Here is a 21,507-nt window from a genome sequence, read left to right on the forward strand (position 1 = left end):
GTGACGATACCGGGCAGCGCGATGGGCAGCACCAGCAACAGCGACACCACCTCCTGACCGAAGAAGCGGCTGCGGGCAATGGCCCCTGCCGCCAAGGTGCCGAGGATCATGGCTGCCAGCGTCGCCAGCCCCGCTACCTCCAGCGACAACTGGATAGCACGCCACACATCGGGGCGATTGAGGGTCACCTCGAACCATTTGAGGGTGAGCCCGGGGGGCGGAAACTGGTAACTCTTGCTCTCGCTGGTGAAGGCGTAGAGGAAGATAAACAGAATGGGAAAGTGCAGGAACAGAAGGCCACCGATGGCGGCGTACTTGAGCAGACCCGAAGGGCGCTCTCCCTGACTGCTCACTGAGCTAGCTGACATGAAGGCCTCCTTGCTGCCGGTTCAGAGCGAGATGGTCAAAGCGCATCAAAAGCCCCCAGTCGTTTCGCAATCGCCAGATAGATGGCGATGATAAGGATCGGCACCAGCGAGAAGGCGGCGGCAAAGGGCAAGTTGCCCGCCGTCCCCTGCTGCATGTAGACCACCTGACCGATATACATGGTCGAGTTGCCGATGATGCCGGGGATGATGTAATCACCTAGGGTCAGCGAGAAGGTGAAAATGGAGCCCGCCACCACACCGGGCAACGCCAGCGGCAGGATCAGGTTGCGAAAGGTCTGGGCGGGTGTCGCCCCCAGATCGCTGCTCGCCTCCAAGAGGGATCGCGGAATACGCTCCACCGCCGCCTGAATGGGCAGGATCATGAAGGGCAGCCAGACATAGACGAACACGATAAAGGTGCCGAGCCGCGAGAAGGAGAGCGACGGGCCACCGATCACCGGCAGGGAGAGGATGGCATCGAGCAGCCACTCCAACCCCATGGTGTCGGCCAGCCAGCTCACTACCCCCTCCTTGGCCAAGATCAGCTTCCAGGCGTAGACCCGCACCAGATAGCTGGACCAGAGCGGCAGCATGATCCCCACATAGAACAGCGCCCGGGTCTTGCCACTGGTGTAGCGCGCCATGTAGTAGGCAACCGGAAAACCGAGCAGGGCGCAGGCCAGGGTCACCAGCAGCGACATGCCGACGGTGCGGCCGATCACATCCAGATTCTCCGGCCGTAGCAGGGCGACGAAGTTTTGCAGCCCCAGCTCGTGGCGCACCTGACCGCTGAACTCGTCCAGCCCGAACAAGGAGTTGGAGAGCAGCATCAGCAAGGAGCCGACATAGATGATGCCGAGCCACAGCAGCGGCGGCCCCAGCAGGATCGCCAGCAGCAGGCCGGGCCGACCATAGAGCAGGGTCGAGAGGCGCCGCAGCGGCCTGAAACGGGCAGGTTCGGGCTGATGGTTCATGGCAAGACTCGCACTGTGAGGGGCACTCATGGCTGCGCCCCCTGATGGGCGCCGCTCAGGCGATGGATGGCCTGCTCCGGCCAGCTGAGGCTGACCCTGCTGCCACGGGCCAGACGGGCCTGCCCCTCATTGGGGTGGTTGACGATGATCTCGAGCTGCTCCCCGAGATCAACCCGATAACGGACGAAGGGACCCAGATACTCCACCTCGCGGATCTCCCCCGACCAGCCCGGCGTGCCCGCCTCAGCGAGCCGGATCCGCTCCGGGCGCACCATCATCTGGCTGCCGTCACCGCACAGCCGTCTGGCCTGCTCCCCTTCGAACAGATTGACGGTACCGACGAAGCGGGCCACAAACGGCGTCGCCGGAGCGTCGTAGATGGTATCGGGCGCAGCGATCTGCTCGATCTTGCCCTGACTGAAGATGCAGATCCGGTCGCTCATGGAGAGCGCCTCCTGCTGATCGTGGGTAACGAAGATAAAGGTGATGCCAAGCTGGCGTTGCAGCGCCTTGAGCTCAAGCTGCATCTGCTCGCGCAGCTTGAGATCGAGGGCCCCCAACGGCTCATCCAGCAGCAGGATGCGTGGCTGGTTGATGAGGGCTCGGGCGATGGCGATGCGCTGGCGCTGGCCGCCGGAGAGCTGGCTTGGGCGGCGCTTGCCGACCCCGGGCAGTCGCACCAGCTCCAGCATCTCATCCACCTTGCGGTAACGCTCCGCCTTGGCGACCCCCTTGAGCATCAGGCCATAGCCGATGTTGTCGCGCACATCCATGTTGGGAAACAGGGCATAGTCCTGAAACACGGTGTTGAGGTTGCGATCATAGGGCGGCACGGTGGAGCAGGGTTCGCCAAACAGGCGGATCTCCCCGTCGCTCGGGTACTCGAAGCCCGCGATCATCCGCAGGCAAGTGGTCTTGCCGGAACCGCTCGGCCCCAGCAGGGTAAAGAATTCCCCGGAGGGGATCTGGAAAGAGATGTCATCGACCGCCTTCACCTCGCCATAGTGGCGGCTGACCCGGTCAAATTGTACGGCGTTCATGGGGCATCCTTGTCTGTGCTGGGATGGGCCGGACTCCTGTCCGGCCCGCTTGATTATCCGCTCTCGGCAGTCGTGCAGAGGAGGCGCAGCTCCCCTGCCGTTGGCAAGGTGGCAGCGGTTCCGACCACCTTGATCACCCCGCCTTAGCGGCCGCCCAGAATGGCGATATAGTCGGAAACCCAGCGGTAATAGGGCACGCAAGTTCCCTGGCTCTTGCACTGGGAGACCGGAGTGCGCCAGAAACGAACCCGATCGAAGTTGTCGATACCGTTGGTTTTGCACCCGGTAGGGCCCAGCAGGGCATTGCCCTCACAGGCGGCAGGTACCACAGGCACCGAACCAAACCAGGCGGCGAGATCTCCCTGCAACTTGTTGCTCAGGGAGTGCTCCAGCCACTTGTAAGCGCAGGTGAGGTTCTTGGCATCGCTGTGCACCATGCTGGTATCGGCCCAACCGGTGACGCCCTCTTTGGGCACAGTGGTGGCGATAGGTTGCTTGTCGGCGATCAGGGCGTTGGCCTGGAACGGCCAGGAGCCTGACGCGACCACCCCTTCGTTCTTGAAGTCATCGATTTGAACGAAAGCATCATGCCAGTAGCGTCCCACCAGCTGGCGCTGCTTGCGCAGCAGATCGAGGGAGGCCTTGTACTGATCCTCGTTCAGCTCGTAAGGATCCTTGATGCCCAGGGCAGGCTGATGGGTCATCAGATAGAGGGCGGCATCGGCGATGTGGATCGGGCCGTCAAAGGCCTGCACCCGCCCCTTGTTGGATTTGCCATCCGCCAGAGTCTGCTCCTCGAACACCACGTTCCAGGAGTCCGGTGCCTTGGGGAACACCTTGGTGTTGTACATCAGGATATTGCCGCCCCACTGGTAGGGCACGCCGTAGTGCTTGCCATCCACAGTGTGCCAGGGGGCATTTTGCAGCCGGGGATCAATCTTGCTGTAGCTCGGGATGAGCGCCAGATTGAGCGCCTGCACCTTGCCACCGGCAATCAGACGCAGACTGGCATCGCCGGAGGCGGTCACCAGATCGAAGCCCCCCTCGTTCATCAAGGCCACCATCTCGTCCGAGGTGGCCGCCGTCTTGACGCTCACCTTGCAGCCGGTCTCTTTCTCGAATCCGGTCACCCAGTCGTAGTTCTTGTCGGTCTCGCCACGCTCAACGTAGCCAGCCCAGGCCACGATATTGAGCTGGCCTTCACCCTTGCCGAGCTCGGTCGGGGCAGCCTGGGTCTGGCCTGCCAGCAGCGCCGGAACAAGAGCCAGCATCAGAGGGGTCAATTTCATCATGCACTCCTTGCATTGTGTTGACTTGCATCAGGTGAAGGAACGCCACCATGGGCGTTAACATCCTGTTAACCAGCAATGAGCTTAGGGGAGTGGCAATACGATGAATATTTCAATTTTTGGTGGCTCAGGTATCAGCTAAATCGATATCGAGTGCAGATGAATCTGATTTTTGGTGGCTACCCCGCAAGAGATGGCTAGCGATGGAGCGCCTGACGGGCCCGCAACCGGCTCTGATCCCGCGCAATATCGATAAATTCCCGCGCCGTCCAATCCAGCCGAGAACCACGGCGCCACACCAGCCCGATATCGATGGCGGGAATGGGCTCCTTAATGGGGCGCGCCTCGACCCGCTCCTGCTCCAGCGACCAGGGGCGATAGGCAAAATCGGGCAACAGGGCGACCCCGAGCTGGCTCGCCACCAGACTGCGCACAGCCTCCACCGATGCGGTGCGCAGCACGATACGGGGGGAGATGCCGTAGCGACGCAGGCCGCCACCGATGATCTGATCGAGCTGATCGGCGGTCAGCGAGATCATCGGCTCCTCCCCTAGCGCGGTGAGCGAGAGGGTCGACTCGGCGCAGAGCGGGTGGTTGGCGGCCAGCCAGAGCCGCAGCGGCGAACGGGTCAGCAATTCGGTATCAAACGCCTCTTGCCGGATGGTGCGGTTGGTCATCAGGATCCCCACATCCACCTCGCCGTTGACGATCTGGTGCTCAAGGAAGGGCTGTTCATCCTCCTTCACCTCGATCTGTACCGCCGGAAAGGCGCGGCGAAAGCGGCCAAGCGCCTCTGAGAGGTAGTAACCCGCCACCAAGGTGGTCACACCGATAGTGAGCCGTCCCTGATCCTGCTGGGCTACTGCTTTGAGGGAGTGGCTCGCCTCGGTCATGGCGCCGAGAATGCGGCGGGCGTGGAGCAAAAACTGGTGCCCCTGAGTGGTGAGGGTGACGCCGCGCGGATTGCGCTCGAATAGCGGGGCGCCGAGCTCGGTCTCCAGCTCGCGAATGGCGCTGGTGACCGCCGACTGGGAGATATGAAGCTCGGCTGCGGCACGGCTCACTGAAAAGCTGTCGGCCACGGCCACAAAATAACGGATCTGGCGAAAGGTAAAGTTCATCGGGCATCCTTGCCGATTGGTACGATGAGTGTGATTGGTAAGATTGACTGCCAGCTTAACCGTAAACGGGCGCCTCGCCAAAACCAGGCACTGCTGCCAACTCAATGATCTGCCGATTAAAACCATGCCCCTGTGGCTTGGCGAGCACGACAGAGGCATGGATCATCGCAGCAAGCTGCAGACAGGGCTATCAGGATTTGTTGAGGTACCCCGCCAGCTGGCCGATCAGCCGCTTGCGCAGCTCGCCGAGTTTGGGTTTCTCGTCCGCACACCAGGGCAGCGGGCGGCACGCCTCTATAGTACGCAGGCCAAGGCGAGCAGTGAGCAGCCCGGCCCCCACCCCTTGCGCCGCGCGGGCAGAGAGCTTGGCGGCAAACTCGGCGCCCAGCAAGTCCATCCCAACCTCGGTCACCAGCTCGGTGGCACCGGCGTAGAGCATGTTGCGAAACACCTGACGGATCAGACGTATGCGGCTCCAGTAGCCAAGTTCGATGGCGTAGACATCGGCGATATCCTCGATCATCCGCAGGTTGCGCCACAGCATCAGCATCATGTCGACGGTAGCGAGCGGGCTCAGCGCCACCAGCACGGCGGCCTCCCCCGACCATTTGGCCACCCGCGCCTGTGCCAGCTTGTCGCGCTCGGCGAGCACCAGCTGGCTATAGAGGGTCAGCACTTCCCGATCGCTGTGGCTCTCGTCGAGCTGGGCCAGCCAGGTTTGATACCCTTCGCGCCCCTTGTCGCCACTTTTGACCGCCAACCCTTCGCAAAAGGCCTGCCCCTGCCCGACTCCCTGATGAGCAAGCAGATCTTCTGCTCGCGAGCGCACATCCTGACGCCGCTTGAGGGTGCGCAGCCGCAGCCACTCGCGCCCCACCACGCTGGCGGTTCCCGCCGCCACCAACGCCGAGGCTGCCAGCCAGGCGCTCCCCCAGAGCGGGGTGGTGAGGAATTGATCGTAAAGGAAGGCGCCATATTGGCCCAACGAGAGCAAACCGACCGCCCCCAGCCCCCACGCCAGTAGCCGATGACGGCGACGCGGTTTAATGACGAGGGCGCTCTCCACCTCGGTGAACTCGTCCAGCTCATCGAGGCGTTCGAAACTTGCCTCCTCCAGCCGCTGAGCCGGTGCGGGCGGTCGCTCGTCACTGGCCACCGTCAAGGCAGGCTCAAGGATCACCTTGCCCTGCAGCGGTGGCCGCTCTTTTATCTGATCGTTCATCGCATTGTTCTCCTGTGCGCAGCCTTCGGCTCAGGTGCCAAGACCGCACACCGTTATTCGAGGTGATCCCCGAGCAGAAACTCCAGCGCTGCATCGAGCCGGATATGGGGCAGCGCCTGATGGGCGCTCATGGGCATGGGACGAAACGCCTGAAAATCAAAACCCTGACTGTTCCACCACTGTGCGGGGGGAATATGAGGCGGCACTTCACCCGGGAACAGCAGCAGCGGCTCACCGCTCAGACTGGTGCCACGGATGGCAGGGAACTCGCGGCCATTGGCCACCCCCTTGCCCACTTCCGTCGCCTTGATGGCGGCGAGCGCCAGACACTCGGTGGTGATCCCCTCAAAACGAGCCTGACCGCGACCGCTGCGTACCAGATGCTGCAGCAGGGAGACCATGGGCGCATGCTGTTCGGGGGTGACGTGATCGGCCTTGCTCGCCACAAACAGCAGCTTGTCGATACGGGGCGAAAAGAGCCGCCGCCACCAGTTGCTCTTGCCGTAAGCAAAGCTCTCCATGATGCGGGCGATGGCCTGCTGCATGTCGCCAAAGCTGGCCGCCCCGGCGTTAAGCGGCTGCAGGCAATCCACCAGCACGATCTGGCGATCAAAGCCGGCAAAGTGCTGCTCATAAAAACCCTGCACCAGATGCTGCTTGTACTGCTCGAAGCGCTGCTTGAGAGTGGCGTAAAGAGTGCCATCGGCGGGCTCGCCGACAGGCATCTCCCACACCCAGGGGACAAATTGCAGCATGGGGGCACCGGCATACTCCCCCGGCAAGACGAAGCGGCCGGGTTGAATAAGGTGCAATCCCAGCTCCTGTTTGCAGGCATGCAGATAGGCGGTGTAGCGCTCGGCAAGCTCAGCCACCGGCCGCTCTTCGAAGCGCTGATCGACCTGCCACCCGGGTGTCAGCCAGCTGGCGGCAAGTGCCTGCAGCTCTGGGCGACGAAGCTGCTCGCGCACCTGTTCGCTCCACTGCTCGTAGCTCATCTCAAGGAGCGGCAAGTCGAGCAGCCACTCCCCGGGGTAGTCCACCAGATCCACGTAGAGGGTGGAGATCTCCCCCAGATGCTTGCGCAGGGGATGACGGGTGCGATAACGGATTTCGAGGCGCACTTCGGCCACCCCGCGGGTGGGTTCGGGCCAGGCAGGTGGATCGCCAAACAGGGAGTCGAGGCCACGCTCGTAGGCAAAGGTGGGGATGTGGGCATTGAGCTGCGGCACCCGGCGGGCGCCGAGGATGCGCCCTTGACGCAGGGCATCCCACAACGGCAAACGGCCATCGATGGCCGCGTGTTCCAGCTGGTTAACCAGCGCCGTGATAAAGGCGGTTTTGCCGCTGCGAGAGAGGCCGGTCACCGCCAGCCGAATATGGCGATCCCGCACCCGGTTCACCACGTCGTTCGCCTTGTGTTGCAGGCGAGTCAACTTCTGTTCCAGTTTATTGAGTATCAAAGCTTGACCCGTTCTCCCTTGGTGGTTGCATCTGGATAGCTGGTGTCGATGGTGGATCATCACAGAAGATTCCACCATCGACATTGAGTGCTTTGGCAAGCACTACAGCTTGCGAAATTCCCGCTGCAGGGTGAACTCCCTGGAGGTCACCAGCTTCTCGATCCGCTGAACTCTGGGCTCCAGCGCGTCAAGTTCCTGCGCGATACGACCCAGCGCCTGATGAGGGGTGATCCCCGCCTGCCAGCTGCGCGCCTTCATCCGCACCTCGGCAAAGTCGGCATCCTCTTGCGAGTAGAGGGTGACCGGCTTTTTGTCGAGCAAGAACCAGGCTGCGACATAGGCGGTGAAGGTAATGAAACCGGCGAAGATAAGGCCACTGATGGCGAGCAGCCGCACGATCCAGGTCTCCACCCCGAAATACTCAGCCAAACCGGCACAAATCCCGGCTATCTTGCCACGCTGGGGATCACGATAGAGGTTACGCCCTTCACGACTGACACTGCTCATACCTTGTTCCTCCAACCGGGTACTTCCGCATCCAGAATCGACTCCAATACTGTGCCGACCCGCTCCGGCTTTCCGCCACGGTCATGGCATCTCTCATTGAAAACTGTCATACCTTGTTTCTCCAACCAGGGACCTCGGCATCCAGGATCGACTCCAGCGCACCCACTCGCTCCTGCATCTTCTCAGTGCGAGCCAGCAGCCCTTGCAGCTGTTCCCGCTCGCTATCAGCAAGACCGGCGCCAATCCGCCCCTTGGCACGATAGTGCAGCACCAGCCAGATGGGGGCTACCACCACCATGAAGACCACCATGGGAACCATCAATACGCCCAGCAGATCTTCCATCTGTTACTCCCCCTGTTTGCCTTCGCTTTTGCTGTCGCCCTGGCCCAGCTTCTGGCGCATCGCTTCCAGCTCGCGGCTTATCTGATCGTCCACTTCCAGCTCGGCAAACTGCTGCGCCAGCGCCTTGTCGGACTGTCCCAGATCGGCGCGCGCTTCCATTTCGTCGATGCGACGCTCCATCCGCTCAAACTTGCTCACCACCGCCTGGCTCTCGCCACGGGCTACCTGGCTCTGCACATTGAGACGGCTGCTGGCCGCTTCGGTGCGAATGGCCATCGCCTTTTGACGGGCGCGGGCATCTTCCAGCTTGGCTTCGAGCTGGCGGATCTCCTCACCCAGCTTCTCGATACCGCTGTCGACCGCCTGCTGCTCGCGGTAGAGGGTCTCTGACAACTCGGTCTGTTTCTTCTTCTCGATAAGGGCGGCGCGGGCCAGATCTTCACGTCCCTTGGTCAGGGCTAGCTCGGCCTTGGCTTGCCACTCGTCGACCCGCTCCTGATGACGGGCGACCTGACGACCAATCTCTTTCTGGCTGGCGAGGAAGCGGGCCAGATTGGAACGCTCCTTGACCAGCTCGTCCTCCATCTCCTGGATGATCAGGCGCACCATCTTCTGGGGATCTTCTGCCTTGTCGAGCAGGGCCGTCAGGTTGGAATTGATGATGTCGGCCAGACGGGAAAAAATACTCATGATTGCACTCCTGTTATTGGCATGGCGTTGTTTCTCCATTGACAATGGCAACTTGTGTGCCAATCTGGAACAAAATTTAACTTGTTGATTTATATGGGGCAGAATAGCCGAATTGCAAGATGCCTCGCGCAAGTGATGATTAAAATCACCAACTTTTGGTAAGATTGACCAGCTTTTACAACTGACAGGGATCACTATGACCACGGCCACGGAAAGCCTGCTGGGGGAATCCAACGCATTTCTCGAGATCATTGAGCAGGCCTCACGGCTCGCCCCGCTGCGCAAACCCGTGCTGATCATCGGTGAGCGGGGGACGGGCAAGGAGCTGATCGCCCACCGCCTACATTATCTCTCGGCGCGCTGGGATCAAAGCTTTGTCACCATCAACTGTGCCACCCTGAGCGAGAGCCTGCTGGAAACCGAGCTGTTCGGTCACGAAGCGGGATCATTTACCGGTGCAGCCAAGCGCCATCAGGGCCGCTTCGAGCGGGCCGATGGCGGCACCCTCTTCCTCGACGAGCTGGCCACCACCAGCGCCAGGGTGCAGGAGAAGTTGCTGCGGGTCATCGAATATGGCGAGTTCGAGCGGGTGGGTGGGGCCAAGCCCCTTAAGGTGGATGTGCGGCTGGTCTGCGCCACCAACGAGGATCTCCCTGCGCTGGCCGACAAGGGGCAGTTTCGCCACGATCTGCTCGACCGGCTCGCGTTTGATGTGATCACCCTCCCCCCCTTGCGGGAGCGGCGGGAAGATATCCTGATGCTGGCGGAGCACTTCGCCCACAGCATGACCCGGGAGCTGGGCTATCCGCTCTTTGCCGGTTTCTCGCGCAAGGCAACCCAGCTACTGCTGGATTACCACTGGCCGGGTAACGTGCGGGAGCTGAAGAACGTGGTGGAGCGCAGCATCTATCGTCAGGGCAATCCCCAACTACCGCTCTCGACCCTGGTGCTCAACCCGTTTGATTCCCCCTGGCGACCACAGGTCACGCAACCTGCGCAAGAGGCCCGAAGCGAGGTACAATCTGCATCCCCCCTCGCCTTGCCGCTCGATCTCAAGCAGGCGGTGGCGGAGTACGAGATTAATTTACTCAAGCAAGCGATGCAGCAATCCCAGTATAATCAGCGCAAAGCCGCTCAACTGCTGGCCTTAAGCTATCACCAGTTCCGTGGCATGCTACGCAAATATCAGCTGCTGGATGGCGATAACGATGCAGAACAAGAGTGAAGGAGCGCGGTTGATGCCGACTCCAGCAATACGCCAGCCTTCGCGCTGGCACATTTGTATCAAAACGTGCGTACAAAACCCCTATAAGAACATGGTTCAACAATGAGAATGCTCACACCCTTGCTGCTGGGTATGCTGGTGCTGGTCACCGGCTGCCAGAAGCAACCCGAGGCCTCCAAAACCGGACTCATCTATTGTGCTGAGGGATCCCCCCTCTCCTTCAATCCCCATGTTTCCAACTCCGGAGTGACACTGGATGCCAGTGCCCGTCCGCTCTACGACCGCCTGCTGGAGGTGAACCCCAACACCCTGGCGCTGGAGCCAGCGCTCGCCACCAACTGGCATGTCAGCGAGGATGGCCTCACCTATACCCTGACCCTGCGCAAGGGGGTGACGTTTCACCATACCCCCTGGTTCAAGCCCACCCGCACTTTCAATGCCGATGACGTGGTCTTCACCTATGCCCGCCAGCTTGACGAGCAGCACCCCTATCACAATGTGTCCGGCGGCGATTACCCCTACTTCTACAGCCTGGGGCAAGATCTGCTGATCAAGCGGGTGAGCAAGAAGGGGCCGCAGACGGTGGTATTCGAGCTGAACCAGCCGAACGCCTCCTTCCTCGCCACCCTGGCCAGTGACTATGCGGTGATCCTCTCCGCCGAATACGCCGAGCAGATGTTGCAGGCGGGCACGCCAGCCCTGCTGGATAGCCGCCCCATCGGCACCGGACCGTTCAGCTTCAAGGAGTATCGCCACAACGAGTTCATCCGCTATCTGCGCCACCCCGGCTATTGGGGCGGCGATGCCAAGATTGAACAGCTGGTCTACGACATCACCCCCAAATCCGCCAAACGGCTGGCCAAGCTGCTGACCGGCGAGTGCGACGTGATGAGCACCCCTTCCGCCAGCCAGCTCTCAGTGATCAAGCAAAATCCGGCGCTGAGCCTCTCGGTCCAGTCGGGGATGAACGTCGCCTTTTTGGCCCTCAATACCCGCAAGCCGCCGTTCAACAACGTCAAGGTGCGGCAGGCCATTGCCAGCGCCATCAATATCGACAACCTGCTGCAGGCGGTCTATTTCGATACCGGTCTGCCCGCCAACAGCCTGCTGCCGACCCTCTCATGGGGGTACAACCCCAGCCTGCCCGAGCGCAAACCCGATCTGAAACGGGCGCGCCAGCTGCTCAAGGAGGCGGGTCTGGAGAAAGGGTTCGAGATGCAGGTGCTGGTACAGCCGGACGCCCGCCCCTACAACCCGGATGCGGTCAAGACCGCCCAGCTGATCCGCAGCGATCTGGCCAAGGTCGGGATCAAGCTCAAGATCGTGCAACGGGAGTGGCCGGTGATCGAAGGCCGCCTCACCAAGGGGCAGTACGACAGCCTGCTCTCCGGCTGGATTGCCGACAACGCCGATCCGGACAACTTCTTCCGCCAGCTGCTGAGCTGCTCGGCAGTGGAGCGCGGCAACAACTACAGCCGCTGGTGCAGCCCGGCCTTCGATCAGTTGCTGGATGATGCGGTCACCACGCCCCAGCTCTCGTTCCGGCTGCGTAACTACTACTATGCCCAGACCCTGCTTAACGAACAGCTGCCGCTGATCCCGCTGGCGCACGCCTTGCGTACCCAGGTCAGCCGCAGCGACATCGAGGGGCTGACGCTGATGCCCTTTGGCGGCACCTCCTTCAACCAGGCTCACAGGGAGTAAGCATGCTTCTATACACCTTGCGCCGCATCAACCTGCTGCTTATCACTCTGCTGGCGCTGACCTTTGTCGCCTATCTGCTGGACTATCGGCTGATCGGCCATCAGCTCAGCTTCTGGAGCGGCTATCCCGACTTCCTGCGCCGCATTTTCGCAGGTGACCTGGGGCTCTCCAGCGTCTCCGGGCTGCCGGTGCTGGACGAGATCCGTCACTACTTCCCGGCGACCCTGATCCTCTGTCTGGCGGCGTTCGCCATCTCGCTGCTGGTGGGCATTCCTCTCGGCACCCTGGCGGCCCTGTCACAGGGCAAGACGCTGGATCTCTCCATCATGACTGCCGGTCTTATCGGCTATGCGGTGCCGGTGTTCTGGCTGGCGCTGCTTGTGGTAATGCTCTTTTCGCTGGATCTCGGCTGGTTGCCAGCCTCCGGGCAGATCAGCCTGCTCTACGACGTGCCCCCCATCACGGGCATCGCGGTGATCGATGTGCTGCTCAGCAACGAACCCTGGCGGCAAGCGGCGCTGCACGATGCCCTGCGCCACCTGATCCTTCCGTCACTGGTGCTGGCGGTGGTGCCCACCACCGAGGTGATCCGCCATGTGCGCAGCTCCCTCATCGACGTGATGAAGCAGAACTACATCAAGGCGGCGGCGAGCCGGGGCCTTTCCAAGGCGCAGATCGTCTGGCGCCATGGTCTGAAGAACGCCCTGCCGCCGGTACTGCCGCTGCTGGGTCTGCAACTGGGTAGCGTACTCACCTCCGCCATGATCACCGAGGTGGTGTTCGAGTGGCACGGGATCGGCCGCTGGCTCATCAGCAGCATCGCCCTGCAGGATTACGCCGCCATTCGCGGCGCAACCCTGGTAGTGGCCAGTTTCGTGATCCTGACCAGCGTCAGCACCGAGTTGCTGACCACCCTTATCTATCCGGCACGGCGCAAAGAGTTGTATGCCAAACAAGATTGAACGCGCTCATGGCGTGACCAGGAGCCAGGTATCCTATGCAAGATAAATCGAACATCTATCCCGAGCTCAAGATCCTCTCGCCCCTTGAGCAGACGTGGGCCTCCTACAGCCGCAATCCGTTGGCGATGGCAGGGCTCTGGTGCTTTTTGCTATTGCTGCTCATCACGCTGGTGGGGCCGCTGGTCGTCCCCTACGGCATCGATGAACAGCACACCGACAAGCTGCTGCTCGCCCCCTCCTGGGCGGCAACCGGCAACATCGACTACTTCCTCGGCACCGACGATCTGGGGCGCGACATGCTCTCCCGGCTGGTGGTGGGGGCGCGCCTCACCTTCGGCTATGCGCTGGTCGTGGTGGTGATCGCCATGGTGGTGGGCTCCGCCATCGGTATCCTCGGCGGGATGAGCAAGGGGCTTAAATCGAGCGTGCTGCACCACCTGCTCGATACCCTGCTCTCCATCCCCTCCCTGCTGATGGCCATCATCATGGTCGCCATCATGGGGCCGGGTTTTGGCAATACCCTGATAGCCATTACCCTGGCGTTGATCCCGCCCTTTATCCGGGCCACCTACAACGCAGTACATGCCGAGATGCAGAAGGAGTACATCACCGCCAGCCGCCTCGATGGCTCGCCTCCCTTCCGGATCATGCGTCTGGCTATTTTGCCCAACATTGTCGAGACCCTGGTGGCCCAGACCACCCGCACCATGTCGGCGGCCATTCTCGATATCTCGGCGGTCGGTTTTCTCGGCCTCGGCGCCCAATCTCCCCAACCGGAGTGGGGCACCATGCTGGCTGATTCGAGCGACCTTATCTATCTCGCCCCATGGACCGTCACCCTGCCCGGCATCGCCATCCTGTTCAGCGTGCTGGTGACCAATTTAGTTGGTGAAGGCATTCGCGAAGCACTCAAAGAGGGGAATGACTGATGCCGCTGCTCGACATTCGCAATCTCACCATCGAGATCGACACCCCGCAAGGCAAGGTCAAGGCGGTGGACAAGGTGAGCCTGACCCTGACCGAGGGGGAGATCCGCGGTCTGGTGGGTGAATCCGGCTCCGGCAAGAGTCTGATCGCCAAAGTGATCGTCGGCATCGAGAAGGACAACTGGACGGTACGTGCCGACCGGATGCGCTTCAACGACATGGATCTGCTGACCATGGCCCCCAAGGAGCGCCGGCGCATCATGGGCCGCGAGATCGCCATGATCTTCCAGGACCCCATCAGCTGTCTCGACCCCTCCGAGGAGATCGGCACCCAGCTGGAAGAGGCGATCCCGACCGATTCGTTCGAGGGACAATTCTGGCAGCGCTTCCAGTGGCGCAAGAAGAAGGCCATCGCCCTGCTGCACCGAGTAGGCGTCAAGGATCACCGCAAGGTGATGCGCGCCTATCCCCACGAGTTGTCGGATGGCATGTGCCAGAAGGTGATGATCGCCATGGCCATTGCCAACCAGCCGCGTCTGCTGGTAGCCGACGAGCCCACCAGCGCCATGGAGTCCACCACCCACTCCCAGATCCTGCGACTGCTGGACAAGATGAACAAGCTGGGTAATACCACCATCCTGATCATCAGCAACGACATCGCCGCCATAGCCAACCTGACCGATACCATCAACGTGATGTACTGCGGCCAGATGGTGGAAGTGGGCACCCGGGAGCAGATCCTCGAGACCCCGCATCACCCCTATACCGATGCCCTGCTCAAATCGATCCCCGACTTTGACAAGCTGGTGCGCCACAAGTCGCGCCTCGAGACCCTGCCCGGCGTCATCCCGCCGCTGCAACACCTGCCCATCGGCTGCCGTCTGGGGCCGCGCTGCCCCTACGCCCAGAAGCAGTGCGTGCAAACTCCGTTGATGAACAAGATCAAGGGCCATCAGTTCAGCTGTCACTTCCCGCTGAACATGGAGGAGCCGAAAAAATGATGACCGTTAATGCCCCCATGAAGGAGCCCCGCTTGTGATCGAGCCGTCCCTGTTGCAGGTCAGAGGCCTTAGCAAAACCTACCAGAACCGTACCGGTCTGTTCCGTCGTCAGGCGGTGGAGGCGATCAAGCCCCTCTCGTTCGACCTCGAAGTGGGCCAGACCCTCGCCATAGTCGGCGAGGCAGGCTCCGGCAAGAGCACCCTCGCCCGCATTCTGGCTGGCATGATCGAACCCACCAGCGGCGACATCGCCATCGACGGCCAGCTGATGGTGCATGGCGATTACCAGACACGCTGCAAACTGCTGCGGATGATTTTTCAGGATCCCAACACCTCGCTGAACCGCAAGATCCGGGTCGGCCAGATCCTGGAAACCCCGCTGCGTCTCAACACCGAGATGACCGAAGAGGAGCGCCGCGAGAAGGTGGTACAGACCCTGCGTATGGTGGGGATGCTGCCGGATCACGCCCTCTTCTACCCGCAGATGCTCTCCTCCGGTCAGCAGCAGCGGGTCGCACTGGCCCGGGCGCTGATCCTCAACCCCAAAATCGTGGTGGCCGACGAAGCACTCACCACTCTGGATATCTCGGTACGCTCCCAGATCATAAACCTGCTGCTGGAGATGCAGGAGACCATGGGGCTGAGCTATGTGCTGGTGGCCAACGATTTGGGCATCGTCAGCCATATCAGCGACGAGGTGCTGGTAATGCATGAAGGACGGGTGGTGGAGCGCGGCAAGACCCTCAAGGTGTTTGCCGATCCCCAGCACGAGGTGACCCGCCGTCTCATCCAGAACTACAACAACGAATACCGCAAATAGAGAGGCGCTGGCCGCTCCCTTGCCGCTGTGTTTCGCCGAGCTCACTCGGCGAGATCAAAAAAGCCCACTGCATGCAGTGGGCTTTCTGTTACCGGCGTTGCTGCTTAGGCTTGCAGCAGCAGACGGTTGATACGGGAGACGAAGCTCGCCGGATCGTTCAGCCCTCCCTGCTCGGCCAGCTGGGCCTGTTCGTGCAGCAGGGTGACCCACTCACCGAACAGAGCCTCGTCTTCAATGGTGTCGAGTTTCTTCACCAGCGCATGGTCAGGGTTGAGCTCCAGAATGTACTTCTGCTCCGGTACCGGCTGGCCGGCCGCACGCATGAGCTTGATCATCTGGGTGCTCATACCGTAGGCGTCAGTGACGATGCAAGAGGGTGAATCGGTCAGACGGTGAGTGACACGCACCTCTTTCACTGCATCGCCCAGGCTCTTCTTGACCCGCTCCACCAGACCGGCGTTAGCTTTTTCGGCCTCTTCCTGCGCCTGCTTGGAGGCTTCATCTTCCAGATCGCCGAGATCCAGTTCGCCACGGGTGACGGAGATGAGCTGCTTGCCGTCGAACTCGGTCAGGTGGCTCATCAGCCACTCGTCCACTCGCTCCCACATCAGCAGCACTTCGACACCCTTCTTGCGGAAGATCTCGAGATGCGGGCTGTTCTTGGCAGCGGCATAGGAGTCGGCGGTGATGTAGTAAATCTTCTGCTGACCTTCCCTCATGCGGCCAACGTAATCCTCGAGAGAGACTGTCTGGGCTTCGCCCTCGCCAGCGGTGCTGGCAAAGCGCAGGAGCTTCGCGATCTCTTCGCGGTTGGCGTAATCCTCGGCCGGGCCCTCTTTGAGCACGTTACCGAACTCTTTCCAGAACTTGGCGTACTTCTCGGCATCGTCTTTCGCCAGCTTGGAGAGCATGGTCAGGACGCGCTTGGAGCAAGCTTTGCGCAGGGAGGCGGTCACCTTGTTGTCCTGCAGGATTTCACGGCTAACGTTGAGCGGCAGATCGTTGGAGTCCAGCACCCCTTTGACAAAGCGCAGGTAGGTCGGCATAAACTGCTCAGCGTCGTCCATGATAAAGACGCGCTGTACGTAGAGCTTCAGACCGTGCTTCTGCTCGCGGTTATAGAGGTCAAACGGTGCGCGGGCCGGTACGTAGAGCAGGCTGGTATACTCCTGCGCCCCTTCCACCCGGTTGTGACCCCACAGAAGCGGGTCTTCAAAGTCGTGGGCGACGTGCTTGTAGAACTCCTGATACTCCTCGTCCTTGATATCTTTCGGGTTACGGGTCCACAGTGCAGTCGCGCGGTTGACCTGCTCCCACTCGCCCGGGGTGCCGACGATGGTCTCACCATCCTCTTCCCGATCCGGGGTACCCTCTTTGTACATTTCCACCGGCACGCTGATGTGGTCGGAGTATTTGCTCACCACGGAGCGCAGACGCCAGTCGTCGAGGAACTCGTCCTCTTCGGCACGCAGGTGCAGGATAACATCGGTACCGCGACCCTCTTTGGTCACGTCAGCCACGGTGAAGGAGCCTTCCCCTTCCGATTCCCACTGTACGCCCTGCTCCGGCGCGGTGCCGGCGGCGCGGGAGACCACGGTCACCTTGTCGGCCACGATAAAGGCGGAGTAGAAACCGACCCCGAACTGACCGATCAGCTGGGAATCCTTACCCTGATCGCCGGAGAGGTTTTTGAAGAATTCTGCGGTGCCGGACTTGGCGATAGTCCCCAGGTGCTCAATCACCTGATCACGGGTCATACCGATCCCGTTATCGGAGATGGTCAGGGTACGCTTCTCTTTGTCCACCACCAGACGCACACGCAACTGGCCGTCGTTTTCGAACAAAGAGGCATCGGAAAGCGCCTTGAAGCGCAGCTTGTCCGCCGCATCGGATGCGTTGGAGATCAGCTCGCGCAGGAATACTTCTTTGTTGGAGTAGAGGCTGTGAGCCATCAGGCTCAGCAGTTGTTTGACTTCAGTCTGAAAGCCGTGGGTTTCGGCATGAACACTTTGGGTCATGGACCAATCCTCAGAAACATCGGGTTGAACATATGCCCAACCTAGATGGGGACAGCCAATCAAATATCAAGGGGCGAGTGTGCAATCCCGCTCACTCGCCCCTTTAAATCCGCTCAAACGGCTATTTCTTACCCAGCGCGACCACTATTAATGCGGGGAAACTGGCTTTCGCCTTGCTATTTCAAGCGTTGGCGCCCCATCAGGGAGTGGGAGAGCGTGGTGCCATCCACCAGCTCCAACTCGCCCCCCACCGGCACCCCGTGGGCGATGCGGCTCACCTCTACCCCGGCAGCACGGGCCATATCAGCGATATACCAGGCGGTAGCATCCCCCTCGATGGTGGGATTGGTGGCGAGGATCAGTTCGCTGATGTGCTCTTCCTTCAGGCGGCGCTCGAGAATATCGAGTCCCAGCTCCTCCGGGCCTATGCCGTCCAGCGGCGAGAGGTGGCCCATCAGCACGAAGTAGCGGCCGGAGAACTGGCCGGTCTGCTCGATGGCGGCCACGTCCGCCGGGCTCTCCACCACGCAGAGCAGACCGTTCTCTTCCCGCTTGGGATTGGCGCAAATATCGCAGCGATCGTTCTCGGTAAAGGTGCGGCAGTGGCTGCAGTGGCCAATCTCGGTCAGGGCGCGAGAGAGCAGTTGGGCCAACCGCAAGCCGCCGCTGCGCTCACGCTCGAGCAGGGTAAAGGCCATCCGCTGGGCAGACTTGGGCCCCACCCCCGGCAATACCTGCAGGGCTTTCATCATCTCATCGAGCAGGGGACTGAACTTCATAACACTCCTTACACAGGCCTGCCCCTCGCCACCACCAGGGCCACGACGGGTCAGCAAAACAGGATAACGCAATTGGCGCAGGACTATACCCGAGCCGGCCCATGACTGCCATTTGCTTTGCTGGCCAGCGCAAAAACGCGGCGCTTATACTTGGTCAAAGACAAACGGGTGGTGTCATAAAAGATCGCCCCCCTCATCAGGACAAGGAGGTTAAATGGAGACACAACATATAAAGCCTCTGGTCCGCCGAAACGGGCTGACCCTGATCTGGGCCGGGGGGCTCATCACCAGCCTGATGCTATTACTACTCTGGTTGCTTGTGGAAGGCCCGGTGCTCCCGGCCTATATATTGTTGCTACTGAGTGGCATGATGATAACCTTGATAGGCTGGTTCAAGCTCAATGAGCCCCCGATCAGCCTATCCCTATGCCAGCACTCCCTCCACTATCACCACAAATATGGCGGCTGGGCACTGAAGTGGCACAACATCCAGCGTATCGATCAACCCAGAATCCATGTTGGTTGGGATCTCCAGCCCCTGCCCTATATCGGTTTCAAGATAAAACAGTATGACGAGTTTCTGACACTGATCACTCCCAGACTGGCCGTGCATCTGTTGACAGAGCAGCGCCCTGTGTTGCTGCATGCCCTGCATAATGAGCAGCTCCATGGGCAGCCAGTGCATACAAATGACCCCTTACAAGGCATCGACTGGCTGGAGGAGAGTCACTTTTGCTCCCCGCAAGGGCTGCACTACGATGGCGCATTGGCCATGCTGGCTCAACGGATGATTCGCATGCGCCACTTGCTCGGTTATGACCTGTTGATCCCGGTAGGCAGCCTGGATCGGGAACCGGATGATTTCCTCAAACTGCTGCGCCAATACAGGCAGGAGGCGATCGTCTCTCCACTACCTTCATCAGAGCCACACGCTCAATAACCCCCCTGCCAAGTGGTTGTCGCTACGTCCCAGGCACTGAACGGTGAGCTATCCAACGCGGTTGTAACACCCATTAGACGATTGCAGAGAGTGCTGATGAGAACTACCGATTCCCATAACACTAAATACTCATACCCTGAAGTAACCACCCTTCACCATGTGGTGCGGTGTTTATTTGAACAGTTAACTGCCATGGGTCATGGCAGTTAAAGAGGCTCATTTTTCGACATTGGATGCCAAAACGCTCAAGCGCTCTTGGCAACACGTTTTTATTTGTAATGGCTAACCAAAATCTAATTACCATACAAGTAACCCGAATTGCCGACGCACCTCCTACAGCGAATCATCACTTTTATTTAAGCCTTATTTTTTATACACTTAAATACATGTCGGGAGATTATTGGATGGCTTTTCCCTCAGATAACGAAGGATGTCGAGCCGAGTAAAACCAATCAGGAAGCAGAACACGTGTCCTCGAGAAGCAAACAAACCGTCAAGCTTGATGATGTCGCGGCCTTGGCCAAGGTGTCCCCCTCGACAGTCTCACTTTATGTACGTCATCCAGACAAGGTAAAAGCCAATACCGGCCATAAAATTCAGCGTGCCATTGATGAATTGGGTTATGTGCACAACAAAATTGCCAGTCAGTTTACTGCCGGGCGAAGCTCGGCAATGGCAATTATCGTTCCTTCCATTTCCAATATTACCTTTAGTACCTTTGTCCAGCAGATTGAACATATCGTGAGTGATGCAGGTTTTCAGCTCTATATCGCATCTCATGATCACTCAATGGAAAAAGAGGAGCAGCAGATCCGCTCCATTTTACAATGGTCTCCTGCCGCCATAACCCTCACTGGCGCGAAGCACAGTGATACTACGATTCGTATGCTGGAGCACAGTGCGGTGCCTGTGGTTCAAGCATGGCAAATCGGTGAAGCCAGTCCGTTTGTCGCGCAGGTCGGTATAGATCATTTTCAGGTGGGTTACGATGCCGCATCTTACCTGATACGCTCCGGCTGCCATAAAATTGCCTATTTCACGACCCGTTTTAACGATGACGTGCGTGCGCAGAGCCGCTACAGCGGCTTTTGCCAGGCACTTGAGACGGCGGGTATGGATCCCTTGTTGGTCGAAATCCCTTACAGCGACAATATTTACCCCGCCGCACGCGAACTACTCATCAAGACACTGCTCAAAGAGCGCAAACTCGACGGCATTTTTGCATCAAACGATACCATTGGTACTGCATTGCTGATGGAGGCGATTGCACGCAATATCCCGGTACCAGAGCAACTATCTATCATCGGGTTTGGCGATTTTCCAGGCAGCGGCTATCTGGCCCCCGTGACCTTGTCCAGTATCAATATCAATATTCACTCTGTTGCCAGCCAAGCTGCATCTATGATGTTGCGGATGGCTCGCGATCCCGATTATAAAGGCGAGATCATTGATGCAGGATTTGACTTGATCCCCAGACAGAGTACCCGGTTTGTTTTGTGACCAAGCCAATATAGTCACACCATGAACCATCACAAAACCATGGCCTTGATAAATAGCCCATAAAGATAAATGCCCCCCATGTATCTACCAGAACACTATCCATTGCGTCAGATATTTTTAAGCAGGGCACCAGTCACTGCCAGCGCTACAAGGTTTTGGTTAAGTAATATCGCTGATGAAACACCGGGCACTTTTCCAACGTCATCACGACGGAATAACCCCTCGCTTGGTAAAAAGGCTTTGCTTGAAAACTAAAAGTATCGAGCTGTGAAAAACGGCAGCCGCGCTCTAGGGCAGCCTGCTCCATTGCTGCCAATAACCGGCCTCCTACACCGCGCCCCCGCAGACTGCGGGCCACCCACAGATACTCGATATAGAGCCAGTTGCCGTAGGTATGGCCGCTGCATCCTCCGGCACGACGTTGCTGCTCATCCTGATAGAAGATGGCAAGTGGGCGACGTATCTGTTCACCGACAAACTCACGATTGGTTTTGATCAGGTTGTCTCGTAAAAAATCTATGTCGTCCTGGCTGGGGTTTTGCACAACGTCAAGAGTGTCAATCATGCTGCTCTGCTCCTCTGTTGAAACATAATGGCCGTGAACATTGTCACGGCCAT

At 59.7% G+C, this 21,507-nt stretch carries 21 protein-coding genes; 8 read left to right on the plus strand and 13 right to left on the minus strand.

Annotated elements, in window-relative coordinates:
- The 10 genes from G5253_RS17275 to pspA all read right to left on the minus strand — a co-directional run.
- Positions 1-368: ABC transporter permease (locus G5253_RS17275; RefSeq protein ID WP_421203853.1), on the minus strand; the 368-nt coding region annotated here is incomplete at its 3' end.
- Positions 369-403: 35 nt separating this feature from the next.
- On the minus strand, positions 404-1,372 hold the full coding sequence (locus tag G5253_RS17280; RefSeq protein WP_266134812.1) for an ABC transporter permease: 969 nt from the start codon (positions 1,370-1,372) through the stop codon (positions 404-406).
- Positions 1,369-2,382: an ABC transporter ATP-binding protein gene (locus G5253_RS17285; RefSeq protein WP_139708577.1), complete on the minus strand. Its 1,014-nt coding sequence runs from the start codon at positions 2,380-2,382 to the stop codon at positions 1,369-1,371. The genes G5253_RS17280 and G5253_RS17285 overlap by 4 nt, the downstream gene beginning before the upstream one ends.
- 143 nt (positions 2,383-2,525) lie before the next feature.
- On the minus strand, positions 2,526-3,671 hold the full coding sequence (locus G5253_RS17290; RefSeq protein WP_019444922.1) for an ABC transporter substrate-binding protein: 1,146 nt from the start codon (positions 3,669-3,671) through the stop codon (positions 2,526-2,528).
- Between the two features lie 197 nt (positions 3,672-3,868).
- On the minus strand, positions 3,869-4,792 hold the full coding sequence (locus G5253_RS17295) for a LysR family transcriptional regulator (RefSeq protein WP_266134811.1): 924 nt from the start codon (positions 4,790-4,792) through the stop codon (positions 3,869-3,871).
- Between the two features lie 190 nt (positions 4,793-4,982).
- Entirely contained in the window at positions 4,983-6,014 is a 1,032-nt protein-coding gene (locus tag G5253_RS17300) for a YcjF family protein (protein WP_139429589.1), read from the minus strand.
- Positions 6,015-6,067: 53 nt separating this feature from the next.
- Positions 6,068-7,474, minus strand: a complete 1,407-nt coding sequence (locus tag G5253_RS17305; RefSeq protein WP_266134810.1) for a YcjX family protein — start codon at positions 7,472-7,474, stop codon at positions 6,068-6,070.
- 102 nt (positions 7,475-7,576) lie between these two features.
- Entirely contained in the window at positions 7,577-7,981 is a 405-nt protein-coding gene (gene pspC / locus G5253_RS17310; RefSeq protein ID WP_181223959.1) for an envelope stress response membrane protein PspC, read from the minus strand.
- A 106-nt stretch (positions 7,982-8,087) separates the two neighbouring features.
- The gene (pspB, locus tag G5253_RS17315; RefSeq protein WP_005333672.1) at positions 8,088-8,324 is read right to left on the minus strand and encodes an envelope stress response membrane protein PspB; all 237 of its coding nucleotides are present in this window, start codon (positions 8,322-8,324) and stop codon (positions 8,088-8,090) included.
- A gap of 3 nt (positions 8,325-8,327) precedes the next feature.
- Complete coding sequence (gene pspA, locus G5253_RS17320) at positions 8,328-9,014, minus strand: phage shock protein PspA (RefSeq protein ID WP_005361184.1); 687 nt, start codon at positions 9,012-9,014, stop codon at positions 8,328-8,330.
- Positions 9,015-9,210: 196 nt separating this feature from the next.
- Between pspA and pspF the strand changes: the two genes are divergently transcribed.
- From pspF to G5253_RS17350, 6 genes are all read left to right on the plus strand, one after another.
- On the plus strand, positions 9,211-10,239 hold the full coding sequence (pspF, locus tag G5253_RS17325) for a phage shock protein operon transcriptional activator (RefSeq protein ID WP_005333674.1): 1,029 nt from the start codon (positions 9,211-9,213) through the stop codon (positions 10,237-10,239).
- A gap of 108 nt (positions 10,240-10,347) precedes the next feature.
- Positions 10,348-11,943, plus strand: coding sequence for an ABC transporter substrate-binding protein SapA (gene sapA / locus G5253_RS17330; protein ID WP_040069341.1), 1,596 nt, complete (start codon positions 10,348-10,350; stop codon positions 11,941-11,943).
- Between the two features lie 2 nt (positions 11,944-11,945).
- Positions 11,946-12,905, plus strand: coding sequence for an ABC transporter permease (locus tag G5253_RS17335; RefSeq protein WP_005333676.1), 960 nt, complete (start codon positions 11,946-11,948; stop codon positions 12,903-12,905).
- Between the two features lie 35 nt (positions 12,906-12,940).
- Positions 12,941-13,834: an ABC transporter permease subunit gene (locus G5253_RS17340; protein ID WP_266134809.1), complete on the plus strand. Its 894-nt coding sequence runs from the start codon at positions 12,941-12,943 to the stop codon at positions 13,832-13,834.
- Entirely contained in the window at positions 13,834-14,832 is a 999-nt protein-coding gene (locus tag G5253_RS17345) for an oligopeptide/dipeptide ABC transporter ATP-binding protein (RefSeq protein ID WP_005333679.1), read from the plus strand. The genes G5253_RS17340 and G5253_RS17345 overlap by 1 nt, the downstream gene beginning before the upstream one ends.
- A gap of 34 nt (positions 14,833-14,866) precedes the next feature.
- Complete coding sequence (locus tag G5253_RS17350) at positions 14,867-15,652, plus strand: ATP-binding cassette domain-containing protein (protein ID WP_033114706.1); 786 nt, start codon at positions 14,867-14,869, stop codon at positions 15,650-15,652.
- A 104-nt stretch (positions 15,653-15,756) separates the two neighbouring features.
- Here the strand turns inward: G5253_RS17350 and htpG are convergent, their stop codons facing one another.
- Positions 15,757-17,670 carry a molecular chaperone HtpG gene (gene htpG, locus G5253_RS17355; protein WP_266134808.1) on the minus strand — a complete coding sequence of 638 codons (1,914 nt, stop codon included), beginning with the start codon at positions 17,668-17,670 and terminating at the stop codon, positions 15,757-15,759.
- Between the two features lie 176 nt (positions 17,671-17,846).
- A complete protein-coding gene (recR, locus tag G5253_RS17360) occupies positions 17,847-18,449 on the minus strand; it encodes a recombination mediator RecR (protein WP_019444931.1) in 603 nt (200 codons plus the stop codon).
- A 214-nt stretch (positions 18,450-18,663) separates the two neighbouring features.
- Here recR and G5253_RS17365 point away from each other — a divergent pair, with 214 nt between their 5' ends.
- Together G5253_RS17365 and G5253_RS17370 are read left to right on the plus strand one after the other, a co-directional pair.
- Positions 18,664-19,389, plus strand: coding sequence for a DUF2982 domain-containing protein (locus G5253_RS17365; RefSeq protein ID WP_266134807.1), 726 nt, complete (start codon positions 18,664-18,666; stop codon positions 19,387-19,389).
- Positions 19,390-19,857: 468 nt separating this feature from the next.
- Positions 19,858-20,889, plus strand: coding sequence for a LacI family DNA-binding transcriptional regulator (locus tag G5253_RS17370; RefSeq protein ID WP_266134806.1), 1,032 nt, complete (start codon positions 19,858-19,860; stop codon positions 20,887-20,889).
- Positions 20,890-21,034: 145 nt separating this feature from the next.
- Here the strand turns inward: G5253_RS17370 and G5253_RS17375 are convergent, their stop codons facing one another.
- Positions 21,035-21,454: a GNAT family N-acetyltransferase gene (locus G5253_RS17375; RefSeq protein WP_227342647.1), complete on the minus strand. Its 420-nt coding sequence runs from the start codon at positions 21,452-21,454 to the stop codon at positions 21,035-21,037.
- Between the last annotated feature and the right edge of the window lie 53 nt (positions 21,455-21,507).

The organism is Aeromonas sp. 602658, assembly GCF_049173005.1.
Lineage (GTDB): Bacteria > Pseudomonadota > Gammaproteobacteria > Enterobacterales > Aeromonadaceae > Aeromonas > Aeromonas veronii_A.